A 19,686-nucleotide genomic window follows, 5' to 3' on the forward strand; every position below is an offset into this window, starting at 1 on the left:
ACCGGCACCCGGCCCCGCACCCCCGCCCAACCCTCAACCCGCCCCGGCACCGGCACCCGCCCCGGCACCGGCACCCGCCCCGGCACCGGCACCCGCACCCGCCCCGGCACCCGCACCGGCCCCCGCCCCGGCACCCGCATCCACACCCACACCCGCTCTCGCGTCCACATGACGGAACTCTCCCGTACACCGCACCCGACGTGTCCGGACCTGTGGACGGCTGTCCGGTTGTGGACAACCGCGTCACCCGGTGGGCCTCCGGTCCCGTACACTTCTGATGGCGACCCGGGTCATCGGGTCGACTTCGCACGCCCCGGTACCAGGGCCGGCAGCAGCCGCTGTCCTGGTAGCAGCGCCCCTCGGTCCCTTGTGGCACGGCGCATCGCGGGCGTCAGGCGCGGGAGCCGTCCGGTTCCCGCGGCACAACCGAGAAAATCAAGGAGAACGGCCATGGCCGTCGTCACGATGCGGGAGCTGCTGGAGAGCGGCGTCCACTTCGGTCACCAGACCCGTCGCTGGAACCCGAAGATGAAGCGCTTCATCTTCACCGAGCGCAACGGCATCTACATCATCGACCTGCTCCAGTCGCTGTCGTACATCGACCGCGCCTACGAGTTCGTCAAGGAGACCGTCGCCCACGGCGGCACGGTCATGTTCGTCGGTACGAAGAAGCAGGCGCAGGAGGCGATCGCCGAGCAGGCGACCCGCGTCGGCATGCCCTACGTCAACCAGCGCTGGCTGGGCGGCATGCTCACCAACTTCTCGACCGTCTACAAGCGTCTGCAGCGCCTCAAGGAGCTTGAGCAGATCGACTTCGAGGACGTGGCCGCCTCCGGCCTCACCAAGAAGGAGCTGCTGGTCCTCTCCCGCGAGAAGGCCAAGCTGGAGAAGACCCTCGGCGGTATCCGCGAGATGTCCAAGGTGCCCAGCGCCGTCTGGATCGTGGACACCAAGAAGGAGCACATCGCGGTCGGCGAGGCCCGCAAGCTCAACATCCCGGTCGTCGCGATCCTCGACACCAACTGCGACCCCGACGAGGTCGACTACAAGATCCCGGGCAACGACGACGCGATCCGCTCCGTCACCCTGCTCACCCGCGTGATCGCCGACGCCGTCGCCGAGGGCCTCATCGCCCGTTCCGGTGCCGCCGCCGGTGACAAGGGCGAGAAGGCCGCCGGCGAGCCGCTCGCCGAGTGGGAGCGCGACCTGCTCCAGGGCGAGAAGGCCGAGCAGCCCGCCGCCGAGGCCCCCGCCGCCGAGCAGGCCGCCGAGGCCCCCGCCGCCGAGGCGCCCGCCGCCACGGAGGAGCCCGCCGCCGAGGCCCCTGCCGCCACGGAGGAGCCCGCCGCGGCCGAGCAGCCCGTCGCCGAGCAGCCCGCCGAGGCCCCCGCCGCCGAGGGCGAGCAGGGCTGACCTTCCCGTCGGTGTCGACGGCGGGAGCACGGACCGCACCGACCCCCGGCCTTCGGGCCGGGGGAGGTGTGCTCGGCGCTCCCGCCGTTCACCCGTAGGTCGGCGGCCGGTCACGCGGCCACGGCTCCATGGGCCGTGGAGTCCGCGGGCCCCGCAGATCTCCGAACCTCCAGACTTCGAGAAAGACTCACAGACTCATGGCGAACTACACCGCCGCCGACGTCAAGAAGCTCCGCGAGCTCACGGGCGCCGGCATGATGGACTGCAAGAAGGCGCTGGACGAGGCCGAGGGCAACGTCGACAAGGCCGTCGAGGCGCTCCGCATCAAGGGCCAGAAGGGCGTCGCCAAGCGCGAGGGCCGCTCCGCCGAGAACGGCGCGGTCGTCTCCCTCCTCGCCGACGACAACACCTCCGGCGTCCTCGTCGAGCTGAAGTGCGAGACGGACTTCGTCGCCAAGGGCGAGAAGTTCCAGAGCGTGGCCCAGGCCATCGCCGAGCACGTCGCCAAGGTCGCCCCGGCCGACATCGAGGCGCTGCTCGCCTCCGAGATCGAGGCCGGCAAGACCGTCCAGGCGTTCGTGGACGAGGCCAACGCCAACCTGGGCGAGAAGATCGTCCTGGACCGCTTCGCGCAGTTCTCCGGCGGCTTCGTCGCCGCCTACATGCACCGCACGATGCCCGACCTGCCCCCGCAGATCGGTGTCCTCGTCGAGCTGGACAAGCCGAACGCCGAGGTCGCCAAGGGCGTCGCCCAGCACATCGCCGCCTTCGCGCCGAAGTACCTCGCCAAGGAGGACGTGCCGGCCGAGGTCGTCGAGAGCGAGCGCCGCGTCGCCGAGGAGACCACCCGCGCCGAGGGCAAGCCCGAGGCCGCCCTGCCGAAGATCGTCGAGGGTCGCCTCAACGGCTTCTTCAAGGAGGCCACGCTGCTCGGCCAGCCCTACGCGCTGGACAACAAGAAGTCGGTCCAGCAGGTGCTGGACGAGGCCGGTGTCACCCTGAAGCGCTTCTCGCGCATCAAGGTCGGCATCTGAGTCCGTACCGCGACGGACGCACGACCCCGGTAGGGTCGGCAGCAGTCGTCCGCACCGCGCGCGTACGCCGTGCCGCACACGCGCGCGGCGCGGGACGACAGCAGATCTGACGAGGAGGCCATTGCCGAGCATGGGATGCGAACCACGCCCCCACCGGCAATGGCCTTCTTCGTGTGTGTGACCCACGTAAAAGAGGCGAGATCTCCATGACCACCAAGGCCGAGAAGAGCGACGACGGCAAAGTACGCGGCCGGTTCCTGCTGAAGTTGTCCGGCGAGGCGTTCTCCGGCGGTGGGGGACTCGGCGTCGACCCCGACGTGGTGCACGCCATCGCCCGCGAGATCGCCGCCGTGGTGCGCGACGGCGCGCAGATCGCCATCGTCATCGGCGGCGGCAACTTCTTCCGCGGCGCCGAACTGCAGTTGCGCGGCATGGACCGCGCCCGCTCCGACTACATGGGCATGCTGGGCACCGTGATGAACTGCCTGGCCCTCCAGGACTTCCTGGAGAAGGAAGGCGTCGACTGCCGGGTGCAGACCGCCATCACCATGGGCCAGGTGGCCGAGCCCTACATCCCGCTGCGCGCCGTGCGCCACCTGGAGAAGGGCCGTGTCGTCATCTTCGGCGCGGGCATGGGCATGCCGTACTTCTCCACCGACACCACCGCCGCCCAGCGTGCCCTGGAGATCGACGCCGAGGCACTGCTCATGGGCAAGAACGGGGTGGACGGGGTCTACGACTCCGACCCCAAGGCCAACCCGGACGCCGTGAAGTTCGACTCGCTCGGCTACGGCGAAGTCATCACCCGTGATCTGAAGGTCGCCGACGCCACGGCCGTCACGCTCTGCCGCGACAACCGCCTTCCCATCGTCGTCTTCGAACTCGTGAAGGAGGGCAATATCGCCCGCGCCGTCAAGGGTGAGAAGATCGGCACGCTCGTGGGTGACCACGGCAGCCGGGACTGACCGGAGAACCACCCCCTCCGTAGCCGGACGCCACCTGTCCGGGCGACGGCGGGGACGGCGCCGGGCCGGGGGATGGACAATGTCCCGCCGGTCGGGAACCGTGCAGGAAGAAGACGCGACGCAGCCGGCCGCCCCCACGGGAGCGCGGCCGGGCCTACTCAAGACACGCAGGAGCAAGTGGTGATCGAAGAGAGCCTCCTCGAAGCCGAGGAGAAGATGGAGAAGGCCGTCGTGGTCGCCAAGGAGGACTTCGCCGCGATCCGCACCGGTCGTGCGCACCCGGCGATGTTCAACAAGATCGTGGCCGATTACTACGGAGCGCCGACGCCGATCAACCAACTGGCCTCGTTCTCCGTGCCGGAGCCGCGCATGGCCGTCGTGACGCCGTTCGACAAGACCGCGCTGCGCAACATCGAGCAGGCGATCCGCGACTCCGACCTGGGCGTCAACCCCAGCAACGACGGCAATATCATCCGGGTGGTCTTCCCGGAGCTGACGGAGGAGCGCCGCCGCGAGTTCATCAAGGTCGCGCGGGCCAAGGGCGAGGACGCCAAGGTGTCCATCCGCGCCGTGCGCCGCAAGGCCAAGGACGCCATCGACAAGCTCGTCAAGGACGGCGAGGTCGGCGAGGACGAGGGCCGCCGTGCGGAGAAGGAGCTCGACGACACCACCGCGAAGTACGTGGCGCAGGTGGACGAGCTCCTGAAGCACAAGGAAGCCGAACTGCTCGAGGTCTGATGAACCACTCTTCCTGGGGAGCGCCGCCACACGCCGGGTACGGGGGGCCGCCCGACCAGGGGCCTGCCCAGGGGGCCGCCGCCCCGGCGGGTCCCGCCCACGATGCGCACCAGGCCCAGCAGACGCGCCCCATGCCCGTCGTGCCCGGCGTACCCGGACACGGCGCAGACCAGGACGACCGGGGGGCCGCCGGGCACGGTGGTCCCCTCTTCCGCGACGAGACCCCGCCGGCGCTGCCGTACCCGGCGGCGCCGCAGAATCCGGAGCCCATGCCCGACACTCCGCAGCCGGCCGCCGGGCCGCCGCAGAAGAAGAGCGCGGGGCGGGACCTGGGGTCCGCGATAGGGGTCGGCCTCGGGCTCGGCGTGGTGATCGTCGCGTCGCTCTTCGTCGTCAAGGCCGTCTTCGTCGGCGTGGTCGCGGTCGCCGTGGTCGTGGGGCTGTGGGAGCTGACCTCGCGGCTGGAGGAGCGCAAGGGCATCAAGGCGCCCCTCGTGCCGCTCGCGGTGGGTGGCGCGGCCATGGTCGTCGCCGGGTACGTCGGGGGCGCCGAGGGCGCCTGGATCGCCATGGCGCTGACGGCGCTGGCGGTGCTGGTGTGGCGGATGGCGAGGCCGCCGCAGGACTATCTGCGGGATGTCACGGCGGGCGTGTTCGCCGCGTTCTACGTGCCGTTCCTCGCCACGTTCGTCACGATGATGCTCGCCGCGGACGACGGCGCCTGGCGTGTGCTGACCTTCCTGCTGCTGACGGTGGTCAGCGACACCGGGGCGTACGCGGTCGGCTGGCGGTTCGGCCGGACCAAGCTGGCCCCGCGCATCAGCCCCGGCAAGACCCGCGAGGGGCTGATCGGCGCGGTGGCCTTCGCGATGGTGGCCGGCGCGCTGTGCACGCAGTTCCTGATCGACGGCGGTTCCTGGTGGCAGGGGCTGCTGCTGGGGCTCGCGGTCGCGGCCAGCGCCACGCTGGGCGACCTCGGCGAGTCCATGATCAAGCGGGACCTGGGCATCAAGGACATGGGCACGCTGCTGCCGGGGCACGGCGGCATCATGGACCGCCTGGACTCCCTGCTGCCGACGGCGCCGGTGGTGTGGCTGCTGCTGGTGCTCTTCGTCGGCTCGGGTTGACAAGGCATCGGGTACGCTGAAAGGGCCCGTGGCGCTGTCCGCGGGCCCTTTTCCGTGTCCCCGCCGCTCTCGCCGGCCCCGCTCCGGTGGCCGGTGCCGTCGGTGGGGACGGTCCAGTGAGGTCTCCTGGCTCCGGCATGGCCTTGCCGTCTTCCCGCCGTGCGCGGGGGTGCCGTAGGCCGTCGTCCTGAGGAGTTGCCCGACCGTGGCCCGTCCCGTCCCCGGTGAGCTCACCTTCGTCGCGCCCCGCGGGGCGCAGCGTCCGCCGCGTCACCTCGCCGATCTCACGCCCGCCGAGCGCAAGGAGGCCGTCGCCGCGATCGGCGAGAAGCCGTTCCGCGCCCGGCAGCTCTCCCAGCACTACTTCGCGCGTTACGCGCACGACCCGGAGCAGTGGACCGACATCCCGGCCCGCTCCCGGCAGGGCCTCCAGGAGGCGCTGCTGCCCGAGCTGATGACGGTCGTGCGGCACCTGTCCACCGACGAGGGCACCACCCGCAAGACGCTGTGGCGGCTCTTCGACGGCACCCTCGTCGAGTCCGTCCTGATGCGTTACCCGGACCGGGTGACCATGTGCATCAGCTCCCAGGCGGGCTGCGGCATGAACTGCCCGTTCTGCGCGACCGGCCAGGCGGGCCTGGACCGGAACCTGTCGACCGCCGAGATCGTGCACCAGATCGTGGACGGCATGCGCGCCCTGCGCGACGGCGAGGTCCCCGGCGGACCGGCCCGGCTCAGCAACATCGTGTTCATGGGCATGGGCGAGCCGCTCGCCAACTACCGGCGCGTCGTCGGCTCCATCCGCCGGCTCACCGACCCCGAGCCCGACGGTCTGGGCCTGTCCCAGCGGGGCATCACCGTCTCCACCGTCGGCCTGGTCCCCGCCATCCACCGCTTCTCCGACGAGGGCTTCAAGTGCCGCCTCGCCATCTCGCTGCACGCCCCCGACGACGAGCTGCGTGACACCCTCGTCCCGGTCAACACCCGGTGGAAGGTGCGGGAGGTGCTGGACGCGGGCTTCGCGTACGCGGCGAGGTCCGGGCGCCGGCTCTCCATCGAGTACGCGCTGATCCGGGACATCAACGACCAGGCGTGGCGCGGTGACCGGCTCGGCCGGCTGCTCAAGGGCAAGCCCGTGCACGTCAACCTGATCCCGCTCAACCCGACGCCCGGCTCGAAGTGGACCGCGTCGCGGCCCGAGGACGAGAAGGCGTTCGTGGAGGCGATCGCGGCGCACGGTGTGCCGGTGACGATCCGGGACACCCGGGGCCAGGAGATCGACGGGGCCTGTGGTCAGCTCGCGGCGAGCGAGAGGTAGTCTGGCCCGCGCGGGGACATCTTCATACGGTTCATGACATACGGTGTACGGCATACAGTGCCGGACCGCGGTGTGCGTGCGCCGGGGCGGTGTCCCACCGCGACAACGTCACATCCTCACAACGTCACATCCGTACAACTGCATATCCCGACATCTTCATACGTCGACATCTTCATATTCCGACAGGGGAGCGCCACAGCGCTGAGAGTGCGGCACCGGCCGCAGACCCTCCGAACCTCGCCCAGGTCATTCTGGGTAGGGAGATCGGTCACCACTCAAGCTGCTGCGTCCTGCCCGGGACCCGCGAGGGACCCGGGCAGGGCCGCGTCTCCTTCTGGAACCCCAGGAGGAATCCAGTGAGCATCACCCGCAAGGTCACCGTCCTGGCCGCAGGGCTGGGCCTGGTCACGCTGTCCGCGTGCGGTTCGTCCGACGGCCCGGACGCCGGCTCCGGCTCCGGCTCCGGCGGCGCCAAGACGGTGACCCTGGTCAGCCACGACTCGTGGGCCGCCTCGAAGGACGTCATCGCCGACTTCGAGAAGAGCTCCGGCTACAAGGTCCGGGTCCTGGAGGACGGCGAGGCCGGACAGGCCGTCAACAAGGCCATCCTCACCAAGGACAACCCGCAGGGCGACGTCTTCTTCGGCGTCGACAACACCCTGCTCTCCCGCGCGCTGGACAACGGCCTGTTCCAGCCGTACGCGGCCAAGGGCCTCGACCGGATCGACGAGCGCTACCGGGTCGACGGCGACAAGCACCGGGTCACCCCCGTCGACTACGGCGACATCTGCGTCAACTACGACAAGGCGTACTTCGAGCGGGAGAAGCTGACGCCGCCCCAGACCCTCGACGACCTCGTCAAGCCCGAGTACAAGAACCTCCTCGTCACCGAGAACGCCGCCACCTCCTCGCCCGGCCTCGGCTTCCTGCTCGGCACGGCCGCCCGCTACGGCGACCAGGGCTGGGCGGAGTACTGGAAGAAGCTCAAGGCCAACGGCGTCAAGGTCGTCGACGGCTGGGAGCAGGCGTACAACGAGGAGTTCTCCGGATCGGCCGGCGGCAAGGAGGCCAAGGGCGACCGCCCGCTCGTCGTCTCCTACGCGTCCTCCCCGCCCGTCGAGGTGATCTACGCCGAGCCCCGCCCGGACACCGCGCCCACCGGGGTGGCGACCGGCACCTGCTTCCGGCAGATCGAGTTCGCCGGGCTGCTGGCCAACGCCGAGAACCCGGAGGGCGGCAAGGCGCTCATCGACTTCCTCGTCGGCCGGGAGTTCCAGGAGGACATGCCGCTCAACATGTTCGTCCACCCGGTGAACCCGGACGCCAAGCTGCCCGCGGAGTTCACCGAGTTCGCCCCCGAGGTCAAGGACCCGGCGACGATGGCCCCCGCGAAGATCGCCGAACACCGTGACCAGTGGGTCAAGTCGTGGACCTCGCTCGTCCTGAAGTGAGCGCCGGCCCCCGCCGGCGACGCGGGAACGCGGCACGGCTCGCCCTGATGGCCGGGCCCGCCGCGTTCTTCGCGGTCTTCTTCGCCTACCCCGTCGCCGCGATCGTCGCCCGGGGCCTGGAGACCGACGGCACCTGGCGGTTCGGGCGGATCGCGGAGGTGCTGGCCCAGCCCGGCATCCGGCAGGTGCTCTGGTTCACCACCTGGCAGGCGCTCGTCTCCACCGCGCTCACGCTGCTGATCGCACTGCCCGGCGCCTACGCCTTCGCCCGCCTCGACTTCCCCGGCAAACAGGTCCTGCGGGCCGTGGTCACCGTGCCGTTCGTGCTGCCGACCGTCGTCGTGGGGACCGCGTTCCTCGCCCTGGTCGGGCGGGGCGGGCTCCTCGACGAGCTGTGGGGCGTGCGCCTGGACACCACCGTGTGGGCGATCCTGCTCGCGCACGTCTTCTTCAACTACGCCGTCGTCGTCCGCACCGTCGGCGGACTCTGGTCCCAGCTCGACCCCCGCCAGGAGGAGGCCGCGCGGATGCTCGGCGCCTCCCGGCTCACCGCCTGGCGCCGGGTCACCCTCCCGGCGCTCGGCCCGGCCGTGGCCGCCGCCGCGCTGATGGTGTTCCTGTTCACCTTCACCTCCTTCGCCGTCGTCCAGATCCTCGGCGGGCCGACCTTCTCCACCCTGGAGGTGGAGATCTACCGGCAGACCTCGCAGGTCTTCGACCTGTCCACGGCCGCCGTGCTGACCCTGGTCCAGTTCGCCGCGGTCGGCGCCGTCCTCGCCGTGCACGCCTGGACGGTACGGCGCCGCGAGAGCGCCCTCACGCTGGTCGACCCCGCCCGCACCGCACGCCGGCCGCGCGGCACCGGCCAGTGGGCGCTGCTCGGCGGGGTACTGGCCACCATCGCCCTGCTGCTGGTGCTGCCCCTCGCCGTCCTGGTCGAACGGTCGCTGGCGGCACCCGGCTTCGGCTACTACCGGGCGCTCACCCGCGAGGACGGCGGCGCCTTCCTCGTCCCGCCCATCGACGCCGTCGGCAACTCCCTGCGCTACGCCCTCGCCGCCACCGCCATCGCCGTGGTGATCGGAGGGCTCGCCGCCGCCGCGCTCGCCCGGCGCGACGCGGGCCGCCTCGTCCGCGGCTTCGACGCGCTGCTGATGCTGCCGCTCGGCGTCTCCGCGGTCACCGTCGGCTTCGGCTTCCTCATCGCGCTGGACGAACCCCCGCTGGACCTGCGCTCCTCCTGGCTCCTGGTGCCGCTCGCCCAGGCCCTGGTCGGTGTGCCCTTCGTGGTACGGACGATGCTCCCGGTGCTGCGCGCGGTGGACGGACGGCTGCGGGAGGCGGCGGCGGTCCTCGGCGCGTCCCCGTGGCGGGTGTGGCGCGAGGTCGATCTGCCGCTGGTACGGCGGGCGTTGCTGATCGCGGCCGGCTTCGCGTTCGCCGTGTCGCTCGGGGAGTTCGGCGCGACCGTGTTCATCGCGCGGCCGGACCATCCGACGCTGCCGGTCGCGGTGGCCCGGCTGCTGGGCAGGCCCGGCCAGATGAACTACGGCCAGGCGATGGCCCTTTCGACGATTCTGATGGTGGTGTGCGCGGTGGCCCTGCTGGTGCTGGAGCGGCTGCGGACCGATCGGGGCGGGGAGTTCTAGGGATGCTGCTGAGTCTGCGGGAGGCGACCGTCCGCTTCGGCGGGCGGGCCGTGCTCGACGCCGTCGACCTCGACGTCGCCGAACACCAGGTGGTGTGCGTGCTCGGGCCGAGCGGCAGCGGCAAGTCGACGCTGCTGCGGGCCGTCGCCGGGCTCCAGCCGCTGGACGCCGGGCGGGTGCTGCTCGACGGGCGGGACCAGTCGGGGGTGCCCGCGCACCGGCGCGAGGTCGGGCTGATGTTCCAGGACCACCAGCTCTTCCCACAGCGGGACGTGGCCGGAAACGTCGCCTTCGGACCCCGGATGCGGGGCGCGTCCCGTGCCGAACAGCACGCCCGGACCGCGGAGTTGCTGGACCTGGTCGGTCTGCCCGGCGCCGCCCGCAGGTCGGTGGCCGCCCTGTCCGGCGGCGAGCAGCAGCGGGTGGCGCTGGCCCGCGCCCTCGCCCCCCGGCCCCGGCTGCTGATGCTGGACGAACCGCTGGGCCAGCTCGACCGCTCCCTGCGCGAACGGCTCGTGGTCGAACTGCGTGAGCTGTTCGGCCGGTTGGGCACCACCGTGCTCGCCGTGACGCACGACCAGGGCGAGGCGTTCGCGCTGGCCGACCGGGTCGTGGTGATGCGGGACGGGCGGATCGCCCAGTCGGGCACCCCGCTGGAGGTGTGGCAGCGGCCGGCCGACGCCTTCGTCGCGCGCTTCCTCGGCTTCGACAACGTGGTCGAGGCGACCGTCGTGGGCGAGGCCGCCGACACCCCGTGGGGCAAGGTACCGGTCCCCGAGGACGCCCCGCAGGGCGCCCGTACGCTGCTGGTCCGGCCGGCCGGCGTCCGCCTGGTCCCCGTCGAGGAGGGCCTGCGCTGCACCGTCACCGCCCGCACCTTCCGCGGCACCCACGTCACCGTCCACCTCCAGCCCGCCGGCGCCCCCCGCCTGGAAGCGGCCTGCCCCCTCCGCTCGGCCCCGGCCCCCGGCGACGAGACCGGCGTACGGTTCGACCCGGCCGAAACCGTGGTGCTGGACTGAGCGTCCGGTGACACGCCGGCCGATACGGCCCGTGGCCCGTCTCCTGGGTGGGGACGGGCCACGGGGTGATGCGGATGGGGCTGGGTCAGCCGGCGTTGTTGGCGCCGCGGCGACGGAGGCCGAAGAAGATGGCGCCGCCACCGATGGCGACCAGGGCGGCCGCGATGCCGGCGATCAGACCGGTGTTGGAGTCGGCGCCGGTCTCGGCGAGGTTGGACTCGCCGACCGCCGGGGACGGGGCGTTGTTCGAGCCGCCGGCTGGGGCGGTGCTCTCGCTCTCCGAGGCCGCCGGGGACGACTCGGACGGAGCCGGGGCCGGGGACTCGGACTCCTCGGCGGGGGCGGAGGAGGTCTCGGACGGCGACGGGGTCGGCGTCTCCTCCGTCTTGCAGGCGGTGCCCGGGGTCTTGAGGTTCGGCTTGATGTCCTCGTCGACGTACCGGTCGGCCTTGACGTGGATGCGGTACTCGGCGTTGGGCTGCCAGTCCGTGGCGAAGGTGATGGTCTCGCCCTTCCTGGAGCCCTTGACCACCTGCTCGCCGATCTTCTGGGCGTCGGCGCCGTTGTTCTGGAGGTAGACGGTGACCGTGGCCGGGATGCCGGCCGGGTCGACGTCGGTGACGGTGATGACGCCCTTGTCGCCGTCACAGGCGGCGGCGGCGGAGAACTCGCTGATGTCACAGGCGAGGGCGGTGCCGGCGGCACCGAACGCCAGGGCCGCGGAGGCCGAGACGACGCCGAGGACACGGAGGCCACGGCGAGAAGCCGTGCGGCTGGGTATGGACAGGACTGCCACGTTTGTCCTTTACGAAGCGCTGATGCGGGGGGTGGATGGGGCGCTGACGCGACATCAGCGCCCCACGAGTCTCACTGGTCTATAAGCGGAGCATAAGCAGTGTCAACGCATATGCCCGCCAGGGGCATGGGCTTTGCGCACTTATTAACCACGGAGACGTTTCAACACTTCGGAAGGTTGCACGAGTTCAGGCCGACAACCGTGATCTCCCCCACGTCGGAGCCGTGTTGGTCAGCCCTCGACGGCCGCCGGGTCCATCCAGACGACCTCCCAGGTGTGGCCGTCCAGGTCGTCGAAGGCCCGGCCGTACATGAACCCCAGATCCTGCGTCTCACCGGCGACCGACCCGCCCCCGGCGACGGCCCGCTCGACCATCTCGTCGACCTTCGCGCGGCTCTCCGCGCTCAGCGCCAGCAGCACCTCACTGCTCCTGGTGGCGTCCACGATCTCCTTCTTCGTGAACTGCCCGTACTTCTCGTGGGTGAGCAGCATCGCCACGATGGTGTCGCTGATCACCACAGAGGCCGCCGTCTCGTCGCTGAACCGGGGGTCGTTGCGGAAACCCAGCCCCTCGAAGAACGCCTTCGACGCCTCAAGGTCGCGCACGGCCAGGTTCACGAAGATCATCTGCTGGTACATGGGGGTCTCCCGTCGGGGTGTGCCGTTGTCGTGCGTACATGGGGGTAGACCGGGCGGGAGTCCGAAAGTCATCGCCGCCCCGGGAGCGAGATTCCCGGGGCGGCGGCGAACCGGTGGATCAGCGGCCCAGCGGCAGCGCCGCCAGCGCCGCCACGAGCAGCGTCAGCGGTCCGAAGAGGGCCAGCAGCGCCCCCGCCCGCACCGCCGCCGCGGCCCGCAGCGTCGCCGGGGGCGCCCCCAGCCGCAGCAGCGCCTCGGTGGTCTCGGCCCGGTCGTGCTTGGCCTCCACCGCGGCGATGAGCAGAGTGGCCACCGCACAGCCGGCCACCAGGACCGCACCGAGGGTGCTCAGCGGGCCGAACGACGGCCCGTCCGCGTCGTACAGCACCGCCGCCGCGTAGGCCGCCGACGCGACCGCGCAGACGACGCCGAGCGGGCGGCCGACGCGGTGCGCCTCCTCCATCAGGACCCGGCCCGCCAGCAGCCGCAGGGCGCCGGGGCGCACCGCCTGGAGGAGCCGGCCGCACAGGTGGGTCAGGCCGGGCCCGGCCATCGCCAGGCCGAGGGCGGTCAGCGCCCAGCCGGCGAGGACCCCGGCGGACGGGACGGTGCCGGAGGTGCCGGCCGTGGTGCGGCCCGCGTACGTCTCGACGGCGAGGCCCGCGGCGAGGACGGCGATGCCCCAGGGGAGCGTGCCGGCCCCGGGCCGGGGCGCCGCCGGCGCGGTGACGGGGGCGCCCGCGGCGGCCGGATCGGCGGCCTGAGCGACCTGCACGCCGGGCGTGCCCGCCGCGCCGACCGCGCCTGCCGCACCCACCGCGCCCGCCGGACCCTCCGCCCCCTGCGCGACCGGCGCACCCGGCACGGGCGCGACCGGGGACACCGCACCCGCCGGCACCGCACCCGCCGGCACCCCGCCCGGCGTCACCGTGCTGTGCGCCACCTCCGGGCCCGCCGTGACCACCGTGGCCGTCGAGCCCTCCGTGACCGCGGCCCCGCTCGCCGTCGCCCCGCCGCCGGAGGCGCCCGTACCGCTGCGGCGGGCACCGAAGCGTCCGTAGGCACCGAAGGTCTCGCGGGCCGCCCCCCAGCCGTACGCCCCGAAGCGGCCGTGGTGGCGGGTGCCCGGTGCCTCGGTCGGCCGGGGCGCCTCACGGGGCCGCAGCGCGAGGGCCACCGCGCAGGACGCGGTCGCCGGCACCAGCGCCAGCAGGGTCAGCGCGGCCGGGAAGGGCAGCGGGTGCCCGGCGGCGAGGCTGTCGGCGGCGGCGCCGTCGAACGGCATGCCGGACAGGTCGCCGCGCAGGTGCAGGAAGAAGAGGAGGGCCAGCAGCGAACCGAGGACGCCGGAGAGGGCGGTGGTCGTCGCCGAGACGGCCATCATCCGGCCGGGCCCCAGCCCGATCGCCGACAGCCCGGCGCGCGGCCGGGTGCCCGGGTCGGTACGGGCCACGGCGACGGCGAGGTAGACGGTGGCGGCGAGCGGGGCCGCGCACCAGGCCAGCCGGAGCGCGGAGGAACCGGGCGCGTCGGGGTGGCCCAGCGCGTGGCCGAGGGCGCACAGCAGCAGGAAGCCCGTGCCCCCCGAGGCCGCCGCGACGAGCAGGCGGCGCCCCTGGACGGCGAGGTGCGCGCCGCGGCTCAGACGGAGAGCGAGCACGCCGCCCGGCCTTCCGTCCCGGAGGGCCCCGCGGTCCCGGCGGCCGTGGTGGTCTCGGCGACCGGCGGCAGGTGCACCGTCTTCACGCGCCGCCCGTCCAGCAGCGCCACCGCGCGGTCGGCGAGGGCGGCGGTGCGCGCGTCGTGGGTGGCGAGGACGACGGTGATGCCGTGCGAGCGGGCCGCCGTGGTGAGCGTACGCAGCACCTGGGCGCGGTCGGCGCGGTGCAGGGGGGCCGTCGGCTCGTCGGCGAAGAGGACCGAGGGGCCGACGGCGAGGGCGCGGGCGATGCAGACGCGCTGGCGTTCGGACTGCCGCAGTTCGTGCGGGCGGCGCCGGGCCCGGTCGCCGACGTCGAGGCGTTCCAGCCACTCCAGGGCGGCGGTCTTGGCCCGGCGGCGGCCGGTGCCGCGCAGCATCAGCGGCAGGGCCGTGTTCTCCCAGGCGTTGAGTTCCGGGACGAGCACGGGGGCCGGGTCGATCCAGCCGAAGCGGTCGCGGCGCAGCCGCTCGCGGCTGAGCGGGCCCATGGTGTGGACGGGCACGCTGTTGAACCAGACCTCGCCCTCCTGGGGGCGGATCATCCCGGACAGGCAGCGCAGCAGGGTCGTCTTGCCGCTGCCGCGCGGTCCGCTGACGGCGAGGATCTCGCCCTCCCGGACGCCGAGCGAGACGCCGCTGAGCGCGGGAGTGCCGTCGTGGTGCTGGAAGTGCAGGGCGCGGGCCCAGAGCACGTCGTTGTCCGGCGGGGCCTCCATGGGCGTACACCTCGGTTCTGATCCGTGTTTCCCGGGTTCGTCCCCCCTTTCGGGTGAACGACGGCGGGGCCGATCGGTCACTCGGCACGCTAGGCAGTCACCGTGGGGAGGCCGGACAGCACGCGGCCCCGGGCCGTCATTTCTCACTCGAAAGGACGACACCGGGGCCGCGGAGGAGCCTCGTTCGCGTGAAACGCGGGACCGGGGTGGACGGGTGGGTCAGAGCTGGGACCAGGCCTCCGACAGCGTCGCGCGCAGGATCTGCTCGATCTCGTCGAAGGTCCCCTGGTCGGAGATGAGCGGCGGCGCGAGCTGGATGACCGGGTCGCCGCGGTCGTCGGCCCGGCAGTACAGGCCGTTCTCGTAGAGCTTGCGGGAGAGGAAGCCGTACAGGACGCGCTCGGTCTCCTCCTCGTCGAAGGACTCCTTGGTGGTCTTGTCCTTGACGAGTTCGATGCCGTAGAAGAAGCCGTTGCCGCGCACGTCGCCGACGATGGGCAGGTCGTGCAGCTTCTCCAGGGTGGAGCGGAAGGCGCCCTCGTTGTCGAGGACGTGCCGGTTCAGGCCCTCGCGCTCGAACAGGTCGAGGTTGGCGAGGCCGACCGCGGCGGAGACGGGGTGGCCGCCGAAGGTGTAGCCGTGCAGGAAGGTGTTGTCGCCCCGGTAGAAGGGCTCGGCGAGCCGGTCGGAGACGACGCACGCGCCGATGGGGGAGTACCCCGAGGTCATGCCCTTGGCGCAGGTGATCATGTCCGGGACGTAGTCGAACTTGTCGCAGGCGAAGGTGGTGCCGAGGCGGCCGAAGGCGCAGATGACCTCGTCCGAGACGAGCAGCACGTCGTACTGGTCGCAGATCTCGCGCACCCGCCGGAAGTAGCCGGGCGGGGGCGGGAAGCAGCCGCCCGCGTTCTGCACCGGCTCCAGGAAGACGGCGGCGACGGTCTCCGGGCCCTCGAAGAGGATCTGCTGCTCGATCTGGTCGGCGGCCCAGCGGCCGAACGCCTCGGGGTCGTCGCCGTGGATCGGGGCGCGGTAGATGTTGGTGTTCGGCACCTTGTGGGCGCCGGGGACCAGCGGCTCGAACGGGGCCTTCAGGGCGGGCAGTCCGGTGATGGACAGGGCGCCCTGCGGGGTGCCGTGGTAGGCGACCGCGCGGGAGATGACCTTGTACTTGGTGGGCTTGCCGACCAGCTTGAAGTACTGCTTGGCGAGCTTCCAGGCGGTCTCGACGGCCTCGCCGCCGCCGGTGGTGAAGAAGACCTTGTTGAGGTCGCCGGGGGCCTCGTGGGCCAGGCGCTCGGCCAGCTCGACGGCCTTGGGGTGGGCGTAGGACCACACCGGGAAGAAGGCCAGCTCCTGCGCCTGCTTCATGGCGGTCTCGGCCAGCTCCGTGCGGCCGTGCCCGGCCTGGACCACGAACAGGCCGGCGAGACCGTCGAGGTAGCGCTTGCCCCGGTCGTCGTAGATGTGGACGCCCTCGCCCCGCACGATGGTGGGGACGGGCGCCTTCTCGTACGACGACATGCGGGTGAAGTGCATCCACAAGTGGTCGTACGCGGTCCGGCTGAGATCCTTGTCGGTGCTCACGATTATCGGGTTCCCCACATGTAGGTCTGCTTCTTGAGCCTGAGGTAGACGAAGCTCTCGGTGGAGCGCACTCCGGGGACGGCCCGGATGCGTTTGTTGATGACGTCCAGCAGGTGGTCGTCGTCCTCGCAGACGACCTCCACCATCAGGTCGAACGAGCCCGCCGTCATCACCACGTACTCGCACTCCGACATGGCGGCCAGCGCGTCGGCGACCGCGTCGACGTCGCCCTCCACGTTGACGCCGACCATCGCCTGGCGCAGGAAGCCCACGGTGAGCGGGTCCGTGACCGCGACGATCTGCATCACGCCCTGGTCGAGCAGCTTCTGCACGCGCTGGCGCACGGCCGCCTCCGACAGGCCCACGGCCTTGCCGATGGCCGCGTACGGCCGGCGGCCGTCCTCCTGGAGCTGCTCGATGATGGCGAGGGAGACGGCGTCCAGCGGGGGGCCGCCGTTCCGGGACTCGCGGGGGTCCTTCTTCTCTGCGCTTCGACTGGCCACGGCCTCACTGTGCACCACGGATCGGCAGTATCGCAAGCCGATTGCGATGAAATTCGTTGTATGAGGTGCCTCAGTCTGCGGATTTCGCAACGTCAGGGGGAGTGGGGGTGTTGAAAACGTGGAGCCACGGATTAGGGTGGGTGTCTCAGTCCATGGACACCCCGAACTTGGAGGGCCGGCAGTGAGCACCGAGCTGCGTCGACTGCGCAACCACATCGACGGCGAGTTCCGGGACGCCGCCGACGGGCGGACCACCGAGGTGGTCAACCCCGCCACCGGCGAGGCGTACGCGACCGCCCCGCTCTCCGGGCAGGCGGACGTCGACGCCGCCATGGCGGCTGCCGCCGCGGCCTTCCCGGCCTGGCGCGACACCACGCCCGCCGAGCGGCAGAAGGCCCTCCTGAAGATCGCCGACGCGTTCGAGGAGCGGGCCGAGGAACTCATCGCGGCCGAGGTGGAGAACACGGGCAAGCCCATCGGGCTGACCCGCACCGAGGAGATCCCGCCGATGGTCGACCAGATCCGCTTCTTCGCGGGCGCGGCCCGGATGCTGGAGGGCCGCAGCGCCGGCGAGTACATGGAGGGCCTGACCTCCATCGTCCGCCGCGAGCCGATCGGCGTCTGCGCGCAGGTCGCGCCCTGGAACTACCCGATGATGATGGCCGTGTGGAAGTTCGCGCCGGCGCTCGCGGCGGGCAACACGGTCGTCCTCAAGCCGTCCGACACCACCCCGGCCTCCACGGTCCTCATCGCCGACATCATCGGCTCGGTGCTGCCCAGGGGCGTCTTCAACGTGATCTGCGGCGACCGCGACACCGGCCGCCTCATGGTCGAGCACCCGACCCCGGCGATGGCCTCCATCACCGGCTCGGTCCGGGCCGGCATGTCGGTCGCCGAGTCCGCCTCCAAGGACCTCAAGCGGGTCCACCTGGAGCTGGGCGGCAAGGCGCCCGTCGTCGTCTTCGAGGACACCGACATCCCCAAGGCCGTCGAGGACATCTCCGTCGCCGGGTTCTTCAACGCCGGCCAGGACTGCACCGCCGCCACCCGCGTCCTCGTCCAGGAGTCCGTCCACGACGAGTTCGTCGCCGCGCTCGCCAAGGCCGCCGCCGAGACCAGGACCGGGCAGCCGGACGACGAGGACGTGCTCTACGGCCCGCTCAACAACCCGGCCCAGCTCGCCCAGGTCTCCGGCTTCGTCGAGCGGCTGCCCGCCCACGCCAAGGTCGAGGCCGGCGGCCACCGGGTCGGCGAGCGGGGCTACTTCTACGCCCCGACCGTCGTCTCGGGGCTCAAGCAGGACGACGAGATCATCCAGAAGGAGGTCTTCGGCCCGGTCATCACCGTCCAGTCCTTCACCGACGAGGACCAGGCCGTCGCGTGGGCCAACGGCGTCGAGTACGCCCTCGCCTCCTCGGTGTGGACCAAGGACCACGGCCGCGCCATGCGGATGTCCAAGAGGCTGGACTTCGGCTGCGTCTGGATCAACACCCACATCCCGCTGGTCGCCGAGATGCCCCACGGCGGCTTCAAGAAGTCCGGCTACGGCAAGGACCTCTCGGCCTACGGCTTCGAGGACTACACCCGCGTCAAGCACGTGATGACGTCCCTCGACGCCTGACCCCTTCCCGGCCGCCACCCCGCCCCCGGACGCCAACTGGTCCCAGGGGGCGGGGTGTTGCGGTCGGGGGGGAACTTCACGGGCCCGTCAGGAGTCCTTCTCCTGTGTGAAGCGGATGACGAGCACATCGGAGACGGCAGAGGTCGGCGGCGCCGTCACGTGGGGGCTGGTGGCGGCCTGGGCCCTGCACGACGCCGAGGAACTGGCCACCGTGGCCGCCTGGGTACGGCGCAACGCGCCCGTACTGCGTGAGCGGTACCCGGCGGTGCCGGAGGCGGTGTGGCGCCGGGTCGAATCCGTCGACCGGCGTGAATTCGCCGTGGCCGTCGCCCTGGTGGGCCTGTACGTCGTCGCGGCCGGAGCGGCGGGCCGGGCGAGCGGCGGGAGTTCGGCCTTCTACCAGTCCGTGCTGTACGGCTTCGGGCTGCACGGGCTGGTCCACATGGGACAGGCGGCGGCCCTGCGCCGCTACACCCCGGGCTCGGTGACCTCGCCGCTGGTGGTCGTCCCGTTCACCCTGTGGGCGCGCGGACGGCTGCGCCGCGCCGGGGTGTCGCGGCCCACGCGGCCACGCGACCTCGTGATCGCCCTCGGCGGCGCGGGCGCCGTGGCGCTCGCCGCGCACGCCGTGGCGCAGAGCCTGCCCGGCGCCGGGGACCGGCCCTGACGGACGGGCCCCGGCGGCGGGTTCAGCGCGTGCGGAGGGTCTGGAGGACGGGGATGCGGTTGGTGGTGATGGAGTCGACACCCAGGCGGAGCATGCGGCGCAGCGAGCGGCGGGTGTCGGGGGTCCAGACGGACATCAGGAGCCCGTCGCGGTGGACCCGGTCGACGAGGTCCGAGTCCACCAGCCCGAAGCGGTAGTTGAGCCAGCGCGGACGCACCGCCTCCAGCACACCGGCCCGGGGCGGGGCGAGCGACGTCCAGGTCAGGGCGATCTCGGCGGACGGATCGGCGGCCCGCACCGCGAGCATGGTCCGGGCGCCCGCGCAGTAGTACACCCGCTCCCGCGCCCCGCAGGCGCCGACCACCTCGACGATCCGGCGCACCGACCGCGGACCGGGGGAGCCCGGCAGGTCCAGCATCACCCGGCTGCCCTCCGTCGCGGCGAGGGCCTCGGCGAGCGTGGGCACCCCGCCCTCGGTCACCGCGCGCACCTCCTCGGCGGAGAGCGAGTGCAGCGGCCTGTCGTGCTCCCACAGCCGCTTCAGCGTCTCGTCGTGGAGCAGCACCGGGACGCCGTCCCGGGTCAGGCGGACGTCGATCTCCACCGCGTCCGCGCCCCGGGCGAGCGCGGAGCGCAGCGAGCCGAGGGTGTTCTCCCGGACGTGGTAGGGGTCGCCGCGGTGGGCCACGGCGGTCACGGTCTGCATGGCGGCATTCTCCCTCGGGCCGGCCGTCCGGG

The 19,686-nt window shown here is 72.2% G+C and carries 18 protein-coding genes; 11 read left to right on the plus strand and 7 right to left on the minus strand.

Annotated elements, in window-relative coordinates; all coding sequences use genetic code 11:
- Positions 1-450 precede the first annotated feature (450 nt).
- The 9 genes from rpsB (at position 451) to J5Y05_RS31065 (ending at position 10,717) form a co-directional block, all read left to right on the plus strand.
- Entirely contained in the window at positions 451-1,413 is a 963-nt protein-coding gene (gene rpsB / locus J5Y05_RS31025; RefSeq protein ID WP_210876639.1) for a 30S ribosomal protein S2, read from the plus strand.
- A 197-nt stretch (positions 1,414-1,610) separates the two neighbouring features.
- Positions 1,611-2,447: a translation elongation factor Ts gene (gene tsf, locus J5Y05_RS31030; protein WP_030422055.1), complete on the plus strand. Its 837-nt coding sequence runs from the start codon at positions 1,611-1,613 to the stop codon at positions 2,445-2,447.
- 206 nt (positions 2,448-2,653) lie between these two features.
- On the plus strand, positions 2,654-3,412 hold the full coding sequence (pyrH, locus tag J5Y05_RS31035) for a UMP kinase (RefSeq protein WP_210876640.1): 759 nt from the start codon (positions 2,654-2,656) through the stop codon (positions 3,410-3,412).
- A gap of 180 nt (positions 3,413-3,592) precedes the next feature.
- Entirely contained in the window at positions 3,593-4,150 is a 558-nt protein-coding gene (gene frr / locus J5Y05_RS31040) for a ribosome recycling factor (RefSeq protein ID WP_210876641.1), read from the plus strand.
- Complete coding sequence (locus J5Y05_RS31045; RefSeq protein WP_210876642.1) at positions 4,150-5,277, plus strand: phosphatidate cytidylyltransferase; 1,128 nt, start codon at positions 4,150-4,152, stop codon at positions 5,275-5,277. Before frr ends, J5Y05_RS31045 begins: the two co-directional genes overlap by 1 nt.
- 205 nt (positions 5,278-5,482) lie before the next feature.
- Complete coding sequence (rlmN, locus tag J5Y05_RS31050; RefSeq protein ID WP_210876643.1) at positions 5,483-6,595, plus strand: dual-specificity RNA methyltransferase RlmN; 1,113 nt, start codon at positions 5,483-5,485, stop codon at positions 6,593-6,595.
- Positions 6,596-6,951: 356 nt separating this feature from the next.
- Positions 6,952-8,046 carry a thiamine ABC transporter substrate-binding protein gene (locus J5Y05_RS31055; protein ID WP_210876644.1) on the plus strand — a complete coding sequence of 365 codons (1,095 nt, stop codon included), beginning with the start codon at positions 6,952-6,954 and terminating at the stop codon, positions 8,044-8,046.
- A 47-nt stretch (positions 8,047-8,093) separates the two neighbouring features.
- Positions 8,094-9,695: an ABC transporter permease gene (locus tag J5Y05_RS31060; protein WP_210876683.1), complete on the plus strand. Its 1,602-nt coding sequence runs from the start codon at positions 8,094-8,096 to the stop codon at positions 9,693-9,695.
- Between the two features lie 2 nt (positions 9,696-9,697).
- Entirely contained in the window at positions 9,698-10,717 is a 1,020-nt protein-coding gene (locus J5Y05_RS31065; RefSeq protein WP_210876645.1) for an ABC transporter ATP-binding protein, read from the plus strand.
- Between the two features lie 85 nt (positions 10,718-10,802).
- On the opposite strand, the gene J5Y05_RS31070 is transcribed toward J5Y05_RS31065, so the two are convergent.
- The 6 genes from J5Y05_RS31070 to J5Y05_RS31095 all read right to left on the minus strand — a co-directional run bounded on the left by J5Y05_RS31070 (position 10,803) and on the right by J5Y05_RS31095 (position 16,675).
- Positions 10,803-11,513 carry an LAETG motif-containing sortase-dependent surface protein gene (locus J5Y05_RS31070; protein ID WP_210876646.1) on the minus strand — a complete coding sequence of 237 codons (711 nt, stop codon included), beginning with the start codon at positions 11,511-11,513 and terminating at the stop codon, positions 10,803-10,805.
- Between the two features lie 231 nt (positions 11,514-11,744).
- Complete coding sequence (locus J5Y05_RS31075; protein ID WP_210876647.1) at positions 11,745-12,152, minus strand: VOC family protein; 408 nt, start codon at positions 12,150-12,152, stop codon at positions 11,745-11,747.
- Between the two features lie 118 nt (positions 12,153-12,270).
- A complete protein-coding gene (locus J5Y05_RS31080) occupies positions 12,271-13,812 on the minus strand; it encodes a hypothetical protein (RefSeq protein ID WP_210876648.1) in 1,542 nt (513 codons plus the stop codon).
- Positions 13,794-14,570: an ABC transporter ATP-binding protein gene (locus tag J5Y05_RS31085; protein ID WP_210876649.1), complete on the minus strand. Its 777-nt coding sequence runs from the start codon at positions 14,568-14,570 to the stop codon at positions 13,794-13,796. The genes J5Y05_RS31080 and J5Y05_RS31085 overlap by 19 nt, the downstream gene beginning before the upstream one ends.
- A 219-nt stretch (positions 14,571-14,789) precedes the next feature.
- Positions 14,790-16,157, minus strand: coding sequence for an aspartate aminotransferase family protein (locus tag J5Y05_RS31090; protein ID WP_210876650.1), 1,368 nt, complete (start codon positions 16,155-16,157; stop codon positions 14,790-14,792).
- Positions 16,158-16,159: 2 nt separating this feature from the next.
- Entirely contained in the window at positions 16,160-16,675 is a 516-nt protein-coding gene (locus tag J5Y05_RS31095; RefSeq protein ID WP_053913734.1) for an Lrp/AsnC family transcriptional regulator, read from the minus strand.
- 166 nt (positions 16,676-16,841) lie between these two features.
- Here J5Y05_RS31095 and J5Y05_RS31100 point away from each other — a divergent pair, with 166 nt between their 5' ends.
- Both J5Y05_RS31100 and J5Y05_RS31105 read left to right on the plus strand, forming a co-directional pair.
- Positions 16,842-18,281 (plus strand): gamma-aminobutyraldehyde dehydrogenase, encoded by a 1,440-nt coding sequence (locus J5Y05_RS31100; protein WP_210876651.1) that lies wholly within the window; start codon positions 16,842-16,844, stop codon positions 18,279-18,281.
- Between the two features lie 115 nt (positions 18,282-18,396).
- A complete protein-coding gene (locus J5Y05_RS31105; RefSeq protein ID WP_210876652.1) occupies positions 18,397-18,948 on the plus strand; it encodes an HXXEE domain-containing protein in 552 nt (183 codons plus the stop codon).
- A gap of 22 nt (positions 18,949-18,970) precedes the next feature.
- On the opposite strand, the gene J5Y05_RS31110 is transcribed toward J5Y05_RS31105, so the two are convergent.
- Entirely contained in the window at positions 18,971-19,654 is a 684-nt protein-coding gene (locus J5Y05_RS31110) for a glycerophosphodiester phosphodiesterase (protein ID WP_210876653.1), read from the minus strand.
- Between the last annotated feature and the right edge of the window lie 32 nt (positions 19,655-19,686).

The organism is Streptomyces tagetis (assembly GCF_018069565.1).
Taxonomy (GTDB): Bacteria; Actinomycetota; Actinomycetes; order Streptomycetales; family Streptomycetaceae; genus Streptomyces; species Streptomyces tagetis.